The following is a 16,447-nucleotide window of genomic DNA, read 5'->3' as shown; positions in this document are numbered from 1 at the left end:
CTATACCTATCTTCAAAGTACAGTCAACCCTAATCTACCGAAGCCTAGGACAAAAACTAAGTTGGACAGGATTCTATACCTTCAATGGCCCCGATATTGAGATCATCCACACAAACAAGCTTTTTTCACCGGTATCAATTCAAAAGACAATTCCTCTTAAATTCATGGCTTCATATTCTACCCAACTTTATGAAAAAACTTATACTTCTAACAATTTTAGCTATTTCGACCAGCTTGAGCTCTTGGTCCCAAATACAAACCCCTGAGCAGTTTTTAGGATACAAACCCGGTGACAGGTTCACTCCACATCATCGCATGGTGGATTACTTTGAGCATATCGCCGCGAATAATCCGAATGTAAAGCTCATACAATACGGAGAAACCAACGAGAAACGACCACTGATAGTCGCAATTCTATCCAGTGCTCAAAACATGGCTGATCTGGAGCAAATCCGTGAGGACAATCTGAAAAGAGCCGGAATTTTGGATGGTGCCCCTTCCACTTCCGTCCCAATCAACTGGATGTCTTTCAATGTGCATGGAAATGAGTCTGTAGGTATGGAAGCTGCCATTTCCTCCTTTCACACCTTAGCAGACCCTACTAATGCGGAATCTCAAGATTGGCTGAAAAATCAGGTGATCATCATAGATCCATGCATCAATCCAGATGGTCGTGACCGCTATTCGATGTGGTACAATCAGAAAATGAACACCATCTTGCAGCCGGACTTGCAATCTGTAGAGCACAGCGAACCTTGGCCCGGCGGACGTGCAAATCACTATTTGTTTGATCTGAACAGAGATTGGGCATGGCAGGTACAGGTGGAATCACAGGCCAGAATGAAACTATATAATGAATGGTTGCCCCAATTGCACCTTGACTTCCATGAGCAAGGAATCAACAACCCTTTCTATATGGCTCCTGCCGCTGAGCCTCTACACGAGCAACTCACTCAGTGGCAACATGAATTCCAGGACATCTTTGGTAGAAATACTGCAAAATACTTCGATGAAGCAGGGCGCTTTTACTTCACAAAAGAGCGTTTTGATCTGTTGTATCCTTCCTATGGGGATTCCTATCCTATGTTCAATGGAGCTATAGGTATGACTATAGAACAAGGAGGAAGTGGTCTGGCAGGACTGGGGGGATATAATGCCGTGGGTGACACCGTGACACTAAGCTCCAGAATTGAAGGCCATTATACTGCAGCCATGTCGGCAGCTGAAGTGACCAGCCAGAATGCGGAGAAACTGATTTCAGAGTTCGAAAAGTTTTACAAAGACAACTCAACCAATCCAAAAGGGAAATATAAAGCCTTTGTCATCAAAGGGGAAAGTAACCCGACCCAAATAGCCAAATTGCTTGAATTGCTGGACAAAAACGGTATCCGCTATGGCAAAGCAGGTTCAAAATCAGGATTGAAAGGCTTTTCTTATGGCACTGGCAAAAACGAGTCATTCTCCACTTCAGAGCAGGACATTATCATCAGTGCTTTCCAACCGAAGTCTGTGTTGGCTCAAGTGCTTTTTGAACCAAACCCTGCCCTGCATGACAGTATTACTTATGACATCACGAGCTGGGCTATGCCATATGCCTATGGATTAAAGGCTTTTGCAGTAGAAACAAGACTTGATGCCTCCTCTGCCTATGAGAAGAAGCCATTTGCGGCAAACCAAGTGGGAAAAACCCCGGTTGCTTACCTTGCTGCATGGCAAGGTACACGCGATGCTGCTTTCTTATCGGCGTTGCTACAAGAAGGGATCCGGGTAAAATTCAATGAGTTTGATTTCGAAGTAGAAGGAAAGAGCTTCCCAGCAGGGTCTCTTTTGATCACCAAGGGCGGGAATGAGTATGTTCCAAACTTTGACGCCAAAGTAGTGGACATAGCCAACAAGCATGAAGTAACTCTGGCAACTACCATGAGTGGGTATATGGACAAAGGCAAAGACTTCGGCTCTCCGAATATCCGTATGATCAAAGCTCCAAAGGTGGCTCTTATCGGCGGAGAAGGCACGAGTTCTTTAAATTATGGTGCGATTTGGCATTACTTTGAGCAAGATCTTAACTATCCTCTTACTAATCTGGAAACGTCCAGAATGTCCCGCTACGACCTGAGGAAATATGATGTAATTATACTTCCATCTCTCTGGGGCAGTGCTTTAACCGAAGCTGCTCAAAAATCCCTAATGGAATGGGTAGGTGCAGGGGGAAAGCTGATCGCCATCGACCAGGCGTTAAGTTTGTTTGCCGACAAGGAAGGCTATGGGCTGAAAACTTTCGGCTCGGATGATGAGAAGAAGGCCGCAAAAGAGGTTGCAGATTCCTTGGCAAAAGCAGAACGTCTAGCTCCTTATCAAGAAAGTGAGCGCTTGGCAATTTCAGGTGGTGCTGCTGGGGCTATCTATGAAGTGACTATGGATAAGACACATCCACTGGGCTATGGAACCGGTGGAAAATACTATACTCTAAAAAACAACTCCAATCGATATGCATACTTGAATAATGGTATCAATGCAGGAGTGATTTCATCAAATAACGCACATCGAACAGGATATATAGGTTACAAAATCAAATCTACTATGGGAGAATCTATGGCGATTGGTGTAGAAAATTCAGGTAGTGGATCCATCATCTATTTTGTGGATGATCCTGTTTTCAGGGGATTCTGGGAGTCGGGCAAGCTTGTTTTAAGCAATGCTGTTTTTTTGGTGGGACAATAAGTTAGAACCCAGAGATTAGATTCAAGAACCAAGAAAAGAAATTAGAGTAATTTGAAATAAGTTTCAAAACCGGTTGCTGAAAAGCAGTCGGTTTTTTTTGTAAAACACACTTTGCTGAATTGAGAAATCTTTGCCTTTTTTCATAGAATTGGCCTAACTTTTAGGAATGGCAAAACTTGGCTAGTTTTACAGATCAATCCCTTAAATTTTAATGGTTTTTACTGCTCAGAATATTCTTTTAATAAGCTCCGTTTTACTCCTAGCCGGAGTTTTGGCAAGCCGTACCTCGGGCAAAACAGGGATTCCCCTACTATTGATCTTCTTAGGTGTGGGTATGCTGGCAGGATCAGACGGACTTGGGGGAATCAAGTTCGAAAATCCCGCAATTACCCAGCTTCTTGGAATTATTGCGTTGACATACATTTTGTTTTCAGGCGGTATGGATACCAAATGGCCAAGTATTAAGCCGGTACTTTGGGCTGGAGTTTCCTTATCTACCATTGGTGTGCTGCTTACAAGTGCCTCTTTGGGTGCGTTTGTTTATTGGATCACTGACTTATCTGTGTTAGAAAGTCTACTTCTGGGAGCAATAGTCTCCTCTACAGATGCTGCCGCTGTATTCTCTGTTTTAAGGGCTAAAAGTCTGGGATTGAAAGGAAATCTACGCCCTCTTCTGGAACTGGAAAGTGGAAGCAATGATCCCATGGCCTATTTCCTGACCATTTCCATCCTGGGTTTTATTACCCTGGAAAACAACTCCATTTGGGAGATCATACCGCTCTTTGTTATCCAGATGATCGTAGGCGGCTTGCTTGGTTGGCTATTTGGACGTGCGATAGTACTACTTACCAATAAAGTCAAACTTGATTTTGAAGGACTTTATCCTGTCATGTTGCTCGCTTTGGTTTTGATCACTTACACTGTTGTGGATCTATGCAAAGGCAATGGTTTTTTGGCGGTATATATTGCTGCGATTACAGTGGGCAATTCCAACATGGCGCATAAGAAAAGCTTGATGAAATTTTTCGATGGAGTGGCCTGGCTGATGCAGGTGGTAATGTTCATTTCATTGGGTCTTTTGGTATTTCCTAAGCAGCTATTTCCCGTGGCGGGCATAGCCTTGACCGCTGCCATGTTCCTGATATTTATAGCCAGACCCATAGGTGTTTTTATGGCACTTTCCTTTTTCAAATTCAGTCTCAAAGAAAAAACTTTTATCTCATGGGTAGGCTTACGCGGCGCTGTACCGATTGTGTTTGCCACTCTGCCTATGATAGCGGGGATAGAAATGTCATGGACGCTATTCCACATTGTGTTCTTTATTGTATTGACTTCGGTAGCCATACAGGCACCTACTCTTCCCCTTGCCGCAAAACTTTTGGGTTTAGCTCTTCCGGCAGAACTGAAAAGAAAAACGCTGCTAGACTTAGAACTCTCCGACGATTTCAAAAATGCGGTAATGGAAATTCGCCTTGAAGAAGGCAGTTCTTCCATAGGAAAGAAAATACTTGAAATAGGTTTTCCGGCGAGTTCACTCGTAGTCGTGATAAAGCGGGACAAAAAATTTATCACTCCAAACGGTCACACGGAATTGATGGAAGGTGATAATTTAATGATTATGCTCGAAGACGAGAGCCAGGAACCCCTTATAAAAAATCTGTTGAGTAAAGGAGCATAGCAACTTATCTGAAAAGGCTAACAGCTGATATCACTCAAATTACTTATGGACATTTTAATTGTAGAGGACGATCCCATATTAAACTCAAATATTTCAGAAGTTCTCAAGGCCGAAGGATTTCAAAGCTATCAGTTTTATGACGGATTATTGGCAGAAAAAAGCCTACGTCAACGGGTTTATGACTGTATCATTCTGGATATAAGCTTACCCGGCAAAAGTGGATTTGATGTATGTAGAGAATTCAGAACTTTCAATGCCTCTACACCAGTCATCATCCTGACTGCCTTTTCCGAGTTAGAAGACAAAATAAAAGGATATGAAGCCGGAGCAGATGATTACCTGAGCAAACCATTCTTTATGCGTGAGCTCATCTTGCGTGTGAATTCATTACTGAAAAGAGCCGGTTCCAAGACATTGAATAATCAAAAGGTAATTGTCGGTGACCTTTCTATTGATTTGGATAAAAGCCAGGTGACTAAACAGGGAACTGAAATAAATCTTACTCCAAGAGAATATCAGATCCTGAAAAGACTAGCCCAGAATCCAGGTGAAATTGTGCTGAAAAAGGAACTCATACAGGCAATCTGGGGTACCAATATGGAAGCTAACACCAATACAATCGAGGTCTATATCAATTTTCTCCGCAACAAAATTGACAAGCCTTACAGTACCCAGACTATTAAAACAAAAGTGGGATATGGCTACTATCTGGACGCACAATGAGAATAAGAAGGCGGATACTGATCTATTTCGTAAGTGCTGTGACGATATTGGCCGCACTATCACTTACCACAGTTTTTATACTCTTCTCAGAATATAGGGAAGAGGAATTCCAGCAAAGGCAAAGGGCTAAAATTATTCTTACTATCAATCTAATTTCACAGTACAAAGAACAGAGTGAAAATTTATCCAAAGCTATGGATGAGCTCTCTATCAATGATTTTTTTGATGAGAAGCTACTGATTTATGATGGAAAAAAAACACTGATTTTCTCCAGTATAGATGATCTCTCGATCAATGATCCCGAAACAATCCTCTACACCCTATCCCCAGAAACGAGCTGGATAGAAACCAAGGAAGGGGAGTATGATGTCATCGGCACCTATTATGAAAAAGATGATAAAAGCTATTATGGTATTTCCAAAGCTTATGATGAATATGGTATAAGCAAACTGGAATTTCTCAAAAACACACTGGGAATAATCTTCTTGGGTATTTTGGTCACCGTGGTTATGCTGTCTTACTTTCTCGCCCAGAAACTAGCCAGACCAATTACTCAGCTTTCCGAGGACATTAAGCATTTTAAATTCAACGCAAGTCAAAACCAATTGCTCAAGCTTCCTGCCTCCGGCTTAGTCGAAATAGACCAATTATACCAGAGTTTTAACATCCTGCTGAAAAGGACAAATGAGTCCATGGCTTTCCAGAAACATGCAGTGCAGCACATTTCACACGAACTAAAAACCCCAATCTCCATTTTGGTATCAGAACTAGAGCGTTTGAAGGGGGATGTGAATGATCATATGCTGGCAGATCATCTCACCCAGTTGACCAACAAAGCAAAATTTCTCGGGGAGATCATTCATAGCCTGCTCCAGATTTCCAAGGTCGAAGCAGGCCAGGAGCTGGATGTGAGTGAAGTACGCATAGATGAGTTATTATTTGAGCTCGTGGAGGATTTTCGAATAATCGCCCCAGAATTCACCTTTGATTTTCAGTTGGATTTTTCAGGGGAAGAACTTAATGAAGATCGACTTAAGGTGATGGCGAATCCGGTAATACTCAAGCAGGCATTTCAAAACCTATTATCAAACTGTCTGGCTTACAGTAATAATGAAACCGCTTCAATACAGATAAGCTGTAACAGTCATAAGGAGCTATCTATTTCATTTTCCAACCCTGGTGAGAGCTTATCCTCTCAGGAACAGGAGCTGTTATTCGACCATTTCTTCAGAGGGAAGAATAGTCAAGGAAAAGTTGGCTTTGGATTAGGCTTGGTGCTGACCAAAAAAATCATCAAACTCACAGGGGGTACCATCCGATACCTCAACCATTCTACCCTGGAAAACACCTTCATCGTCAGGATCCCCTTAAGGTAAATTTTATCCATCTTAAGGTTTTTTTAAGGCTATCCAGCCCACTTTTGTCCATCAATCGAATACGATATGGACATAAAAAAATGCCTATCAGGCATCTTATTACTTAGTATTTTCTCTTTCACCACCTCTCCCGCCCAAGACACCTTAAGAATCAGCAGGCAGCAGAGTGAGATAAAATTTTTAGAAGAGAATCTTTTGCTTTTGGCCGAGAAGCTGAACATCCCACAGGCAGAAGCACTGACTTTACAAGCTAAACTGTGGCCAAATCCCACCCTTGAACTCGATGAAATCAATATTGGGACTACAGTCAATGGATTAAACGGAACTGGCTACTTTGGAGAGGGACTGCCTCCCATTTCAGGCAATTTTGGCAGAAATCAACAAATATCTGTTTCCATAGAACAATTGGTACAGACCGCCGGCAAACGAAAAAAACTGGTCGCTTTGGAGGAAGTCAATGAGGCCATGGCAGAGCAGTATTTTCAGGATCTGCTTCGCGGGTTAAAGTTGGAATTCCGAAATAGTCTGAGTGACCTTCAATACCTGCAATTCTCTAAAAAACTCTATCAAACTCAGCTAGAATCAATCCGGCTATTATCCAGCGCATATAAGAATCAGGTGCAACTAGGCAATGTAGCTAAAGGAGAATACATCCGTCTGAAAGCCGCAGAACTGGAAATAGCCAAGAAGATCAATGATCTGGATGATGAACTCCATAAGGAGCAGAAGGATCTCAAGTTGCTCCTGAATCTCTCGCCCTCTACCTATCTGATAATATCAGAAGTGGGTTATGAGCCGGACATTGAGCAGCTGGAAAAGCTAAATCTAGGTGAGCTTTCTTCCCTTGCGATGGAGTCCCGGCCAGATTACAAAATCGAATTGCTTAACGAGGAATATGCGCAGAAAAATTATCGTTACGAAAAAGCCCAAAGAGTTCCAGATCTCGCTTTGAAAGCAGGCTATGACCGGGGCGGGAACTTCCTCTATAATTTCTTCGGATTTGGTCTTACCATGGATCTCCCGGCTTTCAACCGAAACCAGGGAAATATCAGACATGCCGAATTTACGATCAAGCAAGCTGAATTGTTAAGATCCTATAAAGCTCAGGAAATAGGAAATGAATTGATTCTTTCCTGGCAAAATCTGCAAAACAGCATAGCGCTATATCGGGAAATTGACCCGGAATACGAGCAGACTCTGGATAATCTACTGGAAAACTATATCAGCAATTTCAAAAACCGAGACCTCGGAATGTTAGCCTTTCTGGATTTTTTTGAGGCCTACTTAGAAAACAAAACGATCATTCTTGAAAACAAACTGGAAATCCAAAAGAAAGCCGAGGAATTGAAATTCACTCTTGGCACGGATCTATTCAACTAAAAAAATGCAGCAATTGTCCAATAAATTTATCGCCGTCGCTTTAGCTGCCAGTCTAGGTACTTTCAGCTGTAGCAAAGTCCCCGAGCAAACTAAAGAAAAACCAACCAATTTCTGTCTGAATGACACCTTCAAAAGTAAAGTTGGCTTCTATGAAGTATCGCTAGAGCCGATAGTGGAAAAGCTACATCTCACAGGATCCGTGGAAACCAATCCAGATCATGTCCTCAGTTTTATCCCTTTAGTAAGCGGGATCATTACCAACACGTATTTTTCTATAGGGGATGAAGTCAAGAAGGGTCAGGTTCTGGCCGAGCTAAAAAGTACGGAATTGATATCCATGCAGTCCGAACAGAAGTCACTCAATTCACAGTTGAAAGTGACAACTAAACGTTTGGAATCCGCCAAGTCCATGTATGAAAGTGGAATATCCTCTGAAAAGGATCTCTTGGAGGCTGAAAGTGAGCTGGATGTGTTAAATACTGAATTGGAACGTGTCACAAACAACCTCAACCTTTTCAGCCCAAGTGAAGAGAGAGGCGTTTTCCAGATAAAATCCCCGGTATCAGGCATCATCACGGACAAATATATCTCAGGGGGCACACAGATTTCCTCAGAGGGTGATCCACTTTTTACCATCTCTAATTTGGAGGAGATCTGGATCATGGCAAATATCTATGCATCCAATATCAGTCATATCGAGAAAGGAATGCCGGCAGAGGTAAGAACTCTTTCTTACAAGGATCTGACACTACAGGGAGAAGTATCTGTCATTTCCCAGGTGTTGGACACAGAATCTAAAGTATTAAAAGCCAGAATAGTGTTAAAGAATACAGACCTCAAACTCAAGCCTGGAATGCTGGTAGACGTCTATTTAAGCAAAGGAGCCTCAGGCTCTGCACTGGCTGTGCCCATGGATAATCTGATTTTTGATTCCAATCGATATTTCGCTTTGGTCTATAGAAACGACTGTAGTATAGAAGTGAGAGCAATAGATATCATGAGCAAAAACGAAGGAATCGCTTACATCAAAGAAGGGCTAAATGAAGGAGAACAAATTCTTTCCACAAACAACCTGCTGGTCTATGAGCAGCTGAAAAATTTCCAAGACTAAAAACATGCAAAAATTAGTACAGGGAATCGTAGGATTTGCCCTCAGAAATTCCACCGTTGTATTTTTCCTTACAGGACTATTGCTGGTAGCAGGAGTAATCAGCTACCTCAATACTCCAATAGAGGCTTTTCCGGATGTCACCAACACGCGGGCAAGGATCATCACCCAATGGCCAGGTAGAAGTGCAGAAGAAGTAGAAAAATTCATCACCCTCCCCTTGATGAAAGAAATGAACACCATTCCAAAAAAGAGTGATGTGCGCTCCATTTCCCTTTTTGGTCTGTCTGTGGTCACAGTCATATTTGATGATGAGATTGATGATTTCTATGCACAACAATACACCGCCAACCGCCTTCAAAGTGCAGAGCTGCCGGAAGGCGCTGATGCGGAGATCGAACCACCCTACGGTGCCACAGGCGAAATTTTCCGATATGTCCTAAAAAGTAAAAAGCCGATAGGCGAATTGTCCGCCATCCATGATTGGGTGATAGAACGTGAGCTGGTAGCGGTTCCAGGAGTAGCTGATGTGGTGAGTTTCGGCGGTGAGGAAAAAACCTATGAAATCAAAATCAACCCAACAGAACTGGCGAATTATGACCTATCCCCTTTGGAAGTTTTTGAAGCTGTGGCAAAAAGCAACATTAATGTGGGTGGGGATATCATAGAAAGTGGCAGCCAGGCCTATGTAGTGCGTGGCGTAGGGCTTCTAGAGAGTATAGAAGACATTGAGAATATCCTCATTGAGGTAAAAGGTACCAATGCAATTTTGGTCAAGCATGTAGCAGAAGTCAGTATTTCCGCAAAACCAAGATTGGGTATAGCCAGTCTTCAAAATGAAGATGATCTGGTAGAAGGTATTGTAGTGATGCTCCGAGGTGAAAATCCAAGTGAGGTGATCGGCAGGTTAAAAGAGAAAATAGATGAACTGAACACCAGGATCTTACCGGCCGATGTAAAAATTGAGCCCTTTATCGATCGGACTAAGTTGGTGGACATTACCGTGAATACCGTTACCAAAAACCTAATCGAGGGTATTATCTTGGTATCGGTCATTGTATTTGTTTTCCTATACAACTGGCGCCTAACCCTAATCGTTGCCTCAGTCATTCCCCTTTCCTTTCTTTTTGCCATCACCGCACTGAAGATGATGGACATGCCGGCAAATTTGATCTCCATGGGCTCACTGGATTTTGGTTTGCTTCTGGAAGGAGCTCTGGTGATCGCTGAGCGTACTTTTGTAGGCTTAGAAAAGCGTGCCCACGAACTGGGATTTGAGCGGTTCAATAAAATATCAAAGTCAGGAATCATCAAAAGAAGCGCTGGAAGTGTAGCCTCTTACATCATGTTTGCGTTATTGATCCTGATTGTAGCATTACTTCCTATTTTCTCCTTTCAGAAAGTGGAGGAAAAAATGTTCAGCCCATTGGCATATACACTCGGCTTTGCCCTGTTAGGATCTTTGATTTTAAGTTTAACCTATGTGCCGGCGATGTGCAAAGTATTGCTGACGAAAAACATCCAGGAAAAGGACAATTTCATTACTCGCTCATTCAGGGATGGCCTTTTCAATTTGTACCTATGGAGCACTAAATACCGCAAAGCAACCCTAGCCACGTTTGGAGCACTTCTTCTGATCAGTATTGCCGGATTTATGAACATTGGGACAGAATTCCTCCCCAAATTAAATGAAGGGGCTGTTTACGTAAGAGCTACACTTCCCAACAGTGTAAATCTGGAGGAGTCAAACCGCCTTAGCAAGGAAATGAAGTCTTCCATTCGGGAATTTGAAGAAGTAAAGTTTGTTCTGGCCCAGGTAGGGAGGCCTAATGATGGGACAGATCCCACAGGGTTTTTCAACATAGAGTTTCACATAGAACTGCATCCTGAAGAGGAATGGACTCGGGATATCAGCAAAGAAGAACTGATAGACCAGATGCGGACATCCCTCCAAACCTACCCTGGTATCGTCTTTGGCTTTAGCCAGCCCATTCAGGATAATGTGGAGGAATATGTTGCTGGGGTGAAAAGCTCCCTTGTGATAAAAATCTTCGGTGAGGATCTCTTCGAACTTGAAGAATACGCAGATCAAGTGGCTGCCAGCATCAAGGATGTAGAAGGTATCGAAGATCTCAACGTCTATAGAAATATTGGACTTCCTGAACTTCGGATCCAGCTTCATGACCATAAGATGGCTCGCTATGCAGTAGAAATGAGTGAGGCGCAGGCAGTGATAGAAATGGCGATTGGGGGAAGGGCTGCCACTACTTTCTTCGAAAACGAGCGGATGTTTGATGTTCGGATCAGATTCATGAAAGAATACCGGGATGATGATGAAAAAATTGCTGAGATACTCATCCCGACTAAAGATGGAAAAAGGGTGCCCCTTCGTGAGATCGCAACTATAGACTTCCATACCAGCCCGACCTTCATCTATAGAGAAGGAAGCAGCAGATACATTGCCGTGGGATTTAGCATTGAAGGTAGGGATCTGGGAAGCACCATAGCGGAAGCCAAATCCAGGGTAGCTGAACAGGTGAATTTACCCTCTTCTACTAAAGTGACATGGGCTGGGGAATTTGAAAGCAAGGAGCGGGCTACGAAGCAATTGATGTACATCATTCCCATTTCATTACTTCTCATCGCCTTTCTACTTTGGATGAATTTCGAGGGCAATCTCAAAGACACCTTGATCTCCCTCATTGTCATACCATTTGCATTTATTGGAGGGTTTTTCTCCTTATGGATCACCGGCACCACATTCGGTATTTCGGCCGGAATAGGTTTTATCATTCTATTTGGTGTGGCCACTATCGACGGCATCGTACTAATCGGAAATATCAAACAAAATATGGCGGCCAGAATACCTCTTCAGAAAGCCATATCAAACGGGGTTTACAACCGTATCAGACCGATTTTAATGATTGCACTGATGGGCTCGATGGGGTTGTTGCCAGCAGCACTATCCTCAGGAATGGGATCTGAAATCCAGAAGCCTTTGGCCATTATGATTGTAGGAGGATTGTTAGTTTGCATGATTTTATCGCTTACTGTACTTCCACAAATTGTTTTTCATGCATATAGGAACACCTATAAAGAAACCCGCTCCACAAAATGAGTCCTCAAAAAATAAAGCTCAAAGTCGACCCCTTTCTCATGGGGATGATAAGCATGATTGTACTGGCCTATTTTTTTCAATTAGAGAACAGCCGTTTAAACAATATCCCAATCGACTTGATTTCTTCGATTGGGATTTCGCTGATTTTCTTCTTTTACGGTGTGAAACTCAGTCCCGAAAAATTAAAAGCAGGACTGAAAAACTGGAAACTCCATGTAGTGATTCAACTAAGTACCTTCTTGTTATTCCCACTGTTAGTTCTGGCATTTTTGCCACTGGTCACCAATGAACAACAACAATTGATCTGGATGGGCTTGTTTTTTCTTTCAGTTTTACCCTCCACGGTTTCCTCATCCGTCGTCATGGTCTCACTGGCAAAAGGGAACATCCCATCAGCTATATTCAATGCCAGTATCTCCGGGCTGATCGGCATATTCCTGACACCTTTATGGCTTGGGCCTCTTCTGAAGAATGAGATCGGAGGATTTGATTTTTCAGACTTATACTTACAGTTGATCTTGGAAATAATCATACCCGTGATTTTGGGTATGTCCCTTCAAAAATGGCTTGGAAAATATGCTCAGCGCTATTCAGCACTCCTTTCTAACTTCGATAAAAGTATAATTCTGTTGATTATCTACAGTTCCTTTTCCCACTCATTTGCCAGCAATTTATTCTCAGGAATGGTGTGGAAAGATCTGGGGACAATAGCGGTAGGAGTAATTCTCCTCTTTTCTCTCGTCTATTATTTGATTGGAGTAGCCTCTAATTGGCTGAATTTTCAAAGAGAGGATAAGATTACCGCTCAATTTTGTGGTACTAAAAAGTCTTTGGTGCATGGAACAGTGTTTTTTAATCTGATTTTCCATGGAACCGGAGGTGCAGGGATTATCTTAATTCCCCTTATGCTCTTTCATGCTGTACAACTGATCATTATCAGCTACAAAGCAACAAATCTAGCCAAACCTTCTACCCTAAAACTTAAAAAAGAAAAACCCTTTATTTATCCATTTATTTAAACAAGGGAATCGAGAAAGCAGATTTACCTCCTGTAACCCATAAAAAGCATATAAGTTCCTTTGCCATAAGATATAGCATCTTCGACATAGTTGACCTCAAAGTCAGAAATCCTTCCTTGCCTAGTATTGAAAAACTATTTGAGAATTAAGGCTATGAGGAAATCCATATTTATTTTTTCATTTTGAAACAATAACTTATCTTTTGTGAAATTTAGATTTTAAAGTAGGCTGTATTCTACCTTATCTTACTTGATGTCAAACCTTTACCAATAACCCAAAATCATGAAAACAAATAGACGTGGATTCTTTAAAAAAGTCGGTGTAGGAACGGCCGGACTAGGCCTTGCCACTGCATTGCCTTTTGCTTCTCAGGCTAATCCTACTACCCGTAAAGCCAACAATGGCCAATTCTTGCAAATTGGAGATGATATTGCCATAGCCAATACTGATTCAGGAAAAATCCGAGGTTATATTCTCAATGATGTTTTTACTTTTCTCGGGGTTCCCTATGGAGCCGATACTTCCGGCAAAAACAGATTTATGCCTCCGCAAAAACCTGAAAAATGGGAAGGAATCAAGCCCACCATCTGGTGGGGAAACACAGCTCCTCAGATCATGGACAATCGCTATGCAAGCCAGGATTACTCTTTTGCGGATCATTGGAACTATGACGATGTAAGTGAGGATTGCCTGAAACTGAATGTATGGACTCCCGCCCTGGACAGCAAAAAGAGACCGGTATTGGTTTGGCTACATGGGGGTGGATTTACCAATGGAAACGGCATAGAACAAGATGGTTACCACGGGGAAAACATCAGCAAGAACGGAGATATAGTTTTTGTCTCCATCAACCATAGGCTAGGGCCAATCGGCTTCACGGATCTATCCGGTATAGGAGGATCAAAGTATGCCCATTCCGGAAATGTAAGCCAGTTGGATATTATAGCTTCACTGGAATGGGTTCGGGATAATATCGCGAACTTCGGCGGTGATCCGGGAAACGTAACCATTATGGGACAATCAGGCGGCGGGGCCAAGGTAACCACAACTATGGCCATGCCTGCGGCAAAAGGGTTGGTACACAAGGGTGTGGCACTAAGCGGGTCTATGCTTCAGGCTTCCGAGCAGGAATATTCACAGACTTTAGGGGAATATGTGATGAGGGAAGCGGGCTTGACTCCCGATGCAGTGGACAAATTGCAAGAGCTGACTTGGCGTGAATATCTGGATGTAGCTAATACGGCTTTGGCAAAAATGCGAAAGGATCATCCGCTACCGGGTTTCAGAGGCGGCTTTAGTCCGACTGCCGACGGGGTAAATATTCCGAAGGGTGAGTTTTTTTCCGAAGAAAGCGGATTGGCTTCCGATGTTCCATTGATGATATGCACTACATTCCACGAGTGGAATCCTACACGGACTTCCCCGGAATTGGAAAAAATTGATTGGGCAGGAGTAACGGAGAAATTGAAGCCTAACTTTGGTGAAGCCACGGAAAAAATCATAACAGCCTATCGCAAAGATTTCCCTGAGGCTTCTCCGGCTGATCTTTGGGCGATGATCTTATCCAACCGAAAAGGAGCAATCAACACTGCCAATGCGAAGTCAAAGCAAAAAGCCCCCGTTTTTTTAGCTTGGTTTGGCTGGGAGCCTGCGTTGTATTCTGGGAGAATGAAAGCATTCCACTGCATAGATATTTGTTTTTGGTTTGACAATACCGATCGCATGTACACGCATACCGGTGGCGGAGACCGACCTAGAAAACTTTCGGAGAAGATGTCTGCTTCTCTCCTTGCCTTTATGAAAACTGGGGATCCGAACGCTGGAGTTCTTCCAAAGTGGCCTGTATATTCTCCCGAAAACGGAGAGACGATGATTTTAAATGATACGGCAGTTGTGAAAAACAAACCGGATGCGAATGGGCTGGCAGCCTTGCCGGCGTAATTCTCTTTTACTTAATCCAAAGGGGCAGAACTATATCGAGCTCTGCCTCATCATTTTTGCACATTTAAATGTGCAAAAAATATCAATAATGCATATTCATTTATGCGTTATTTGATATATTTGCACAAATACTTGTGCAATGGAAGAGTTACTGGATATTTCAAATTTACTAATTGACAATACGAAATTTGATTTCAAGCGGTACCTGTATGAAAAAATAGATTGGGGTGAAAGACTCATAGGCATTAAAGGTGCTAGAGGAACAGGAAAGACAACCTTAGTATTTCAATACCTTAAAGAAAAAGAACGGGAAGGGGTTCAAGTTTCCTATTTCTCCTTGGACGAGCTATTTTTCCTCTCCAACAGCCTGCTGGATACGGTCAAGAGATTTTATCAATCCGGAGGGAAAATCGTTGCATTGGATGAAGTCCACAAATACCCCACATGGTCTAGAGAAATCAAAAATCTCTACGACAGGTATCCCGACCTCCAGATCGTTTTTACAGGGTCATCGATTGTTGATATAAGCAAAGAAGAGGGAGATTTAAGCAGAAGAGCCGTGATGTATGAACTGCACGGTTTATCTTATCGCGAATTTCTAAAGTTATACCACGATCAAGATTTGCCTGCAATCACTCTAGACCAAATCCTTGATCCTGCCTTAAATATCAGGACACTGCTCCCTAAAGAATTTAAACCGCTCCAATATTTTCCTGACTATCTCAAAACAGGTTACTATCCTTTCTCCGGGGCAAATGAAGAGATGTATTTCAAAAAACTGCGACAACTCATCCGCACGATAGTAGAATATGACATGGCCGAGATCCGTGGTTTTGATATCAGAAATGGAAAAAAAATACTTCAACTTCTCTACATCATAGCTCAGCAGGTTCCTTTCAAACCCAATATTTCGGCCTTGAGTGAGAAAACGCAAATCCATCGTAACTCTATGGGCAGCTACATGCTATATCTGGCTGAGGCAAGACTCATCGATCTGCAGTATCCAGCAGGGATCAGTGTAGCTACGCTACAAAAACCTGAAAAAGTATTCTTGAACAACACCAATTATCTCTATGCCCTGAGTGAAGTCAAACCTGAAATCGGTACAGTAAGAGAAACTTTCTTCAATAGCATTATTAAAGTAGACCATAAAGTCAATTACTCCAAAACCGTAGATTTTCTAGTTGAGGATCAATTTAACTTTGAGATTGGAGGAAAAGGAAAATCAACAAAGCAAGCCACAGCAAATAGCACTTGGATCGTCAAAGATGATATAGAATACCCCGCCGGACAAAGCTTGCCTATCTGGATCTTTGGGTTTTTGTATTGATGCACCTGATTTTTTGAGACAATCACCTCAATCTTTTATGTATATCCGCCTAA

Annotated in this window: 10 protein-coding genes; all 10 read left to right on the top strand. The window is 42.5% G+C overall.

Annotated features, from left to right (window positions below; all coding sequences use genetic code 11):
- Window positions 1-189 precede the first annotated feature (189 nt).
- The 10 genes from LZF95_RS12270 to LZF95_RS12225 all read left to right on the top strand — a co-directional run bounded on the left by LZF95_RS12270 (window position 190) and on the right by LZF95_RS12225 (window position 16,394).
- Window positions 190-2,721: a M14 family metallopeptidase gene (locus LZF95_RS12270; protein ID WP_233755293.1), complete on the top strand. Its 2,532-nt coding sequence runs from the start codon at window positions 190-192 to the stop codon at window positions 2,719-2,721.
- 211 nt (window positions 2,722-2,932) lie between these two features.
- Entirely contained in the window at window positions 2,933-4,399 is a 1,467-nt protein-coding gene (locus LZF95_RS12265) for a potassium/proton antiporter (RefSeq protein ID WP_233755292.1), read from the top strand.
- Window positions 4,400-4,444: 45 nt separating this feature from the next.
- Window positions 4,445-5,122 (top strand): response regulator transcription factor, encoded by a 678-nt coding sequence (locus LZF95_RS12260; protein ID WP_233755291.1) that lies wholly within the window; start codon window positions 4,445-4,447, stop codon window positions 5,120-5,122.
- On the top strand, window positions 5,119-6,498 hold the full coding sequence (locus LZF95_RS12255) for a HAMP domain-containing sensor histidine kinase (RefSeq protein ID WP_233755290.1): 1,380 nt from the start codon (window positions 5,119-5,121) through the stop codon (window positions 6,496-6,498). Before LZF95_RS12260 ends, LZF95_RS12255 begins: the two co-directional genes overlap by 4 nt.
- Window positions 6,499-6,564: 66 nt before the next feature.
- Window positions 6,565-7,878, top strand: coding sequence for a TolC family protein (locus LZF95_RS12250; protein WP_233755289.1), 1,314 nt, complete (start codon window positions 6,565-6,567; stop codon window positions 7,876-7,878).
- A gap of 4 nt (window positions 7,879-7,882) precedes the next feature.
- The gene (locus tag LZF95_RS12245; protein ID WP_233755288.1) at window positions 7,883-8,989 is read left to right on the top strand and encodes an efflux RND transporter periplasmic adaptor subunit; all 1,107 of its coding nucleotides are present in this window, start codon (window positions 7,883-7,885) and stop codon (window positions 8,987-8,989) included.
- 4 nt (window positions 8,990-8,993) lie between these two features.
- On the top strand, window positions 8,994-12,104 hold the full coding sequence (locus LZF95_RS12240; protein WP_233755287.1) for an efflux RND transporter permease subunit: 3,111 nt from the start codon (window positions 8,994-8,996) through the stop codon (window positions 12,102-12,104).
- Window positions 12,101-13,123, top strand: a complete 1,023-nt coding sequence (locus tag LZF95_RS12235; protein WP_233755286.1) for a bile acid:sodium symporter family protein — start codon at window positions 12,101-12,103, stop codon at window positions 13,121-13,123. Before LZF95_RS12240 ends, LZF95_RS12235 begins: the two co-directional genes overlap by 4 nt.
- A 282-nt stretch (window positions 13,124-13,405) precedes the next feature.
- Window positions 13,406-15,064 (top strand): carboxylesterase/lipase family protein, encoded by a 1,659-nt coding sequence (locus LZF95_RS12230; protein ID WP_233755285.1) that lies wholly within the window; start codon window positions 13,406-13,408, stop codon window positions 15,062-15,064.
- A 139-nt stretch (window positions 15,065-15,203) separates the two neighbouring features.
- On the top strand, window positions 15,204-16,394 hold the full coding sequence (locus LZF95_RS12225) for an ATP-binding protein (RefSeq protein ID WP_233755284.1): 1,191 nt from the start codon (window positions 15,204-15,206) through the stop codon (window positions 16,392-16,394).
- The last annotated feature ends 53 nt before the right edge of the window (window positions 16,395-16,447 follow it).

The sequence above is a fragment of the Algoriphagus sp. AGSA1 genome (assembly GCF_021390545.1).
GTDB lineage: Bacteria > Bacteroidota > Bacteroidia > Cytophagales > Cyclobacteriaceae > Algoriphagus.
This window is presented reverse-complemented; position numbering and strand designations above follow the sequence as displayed.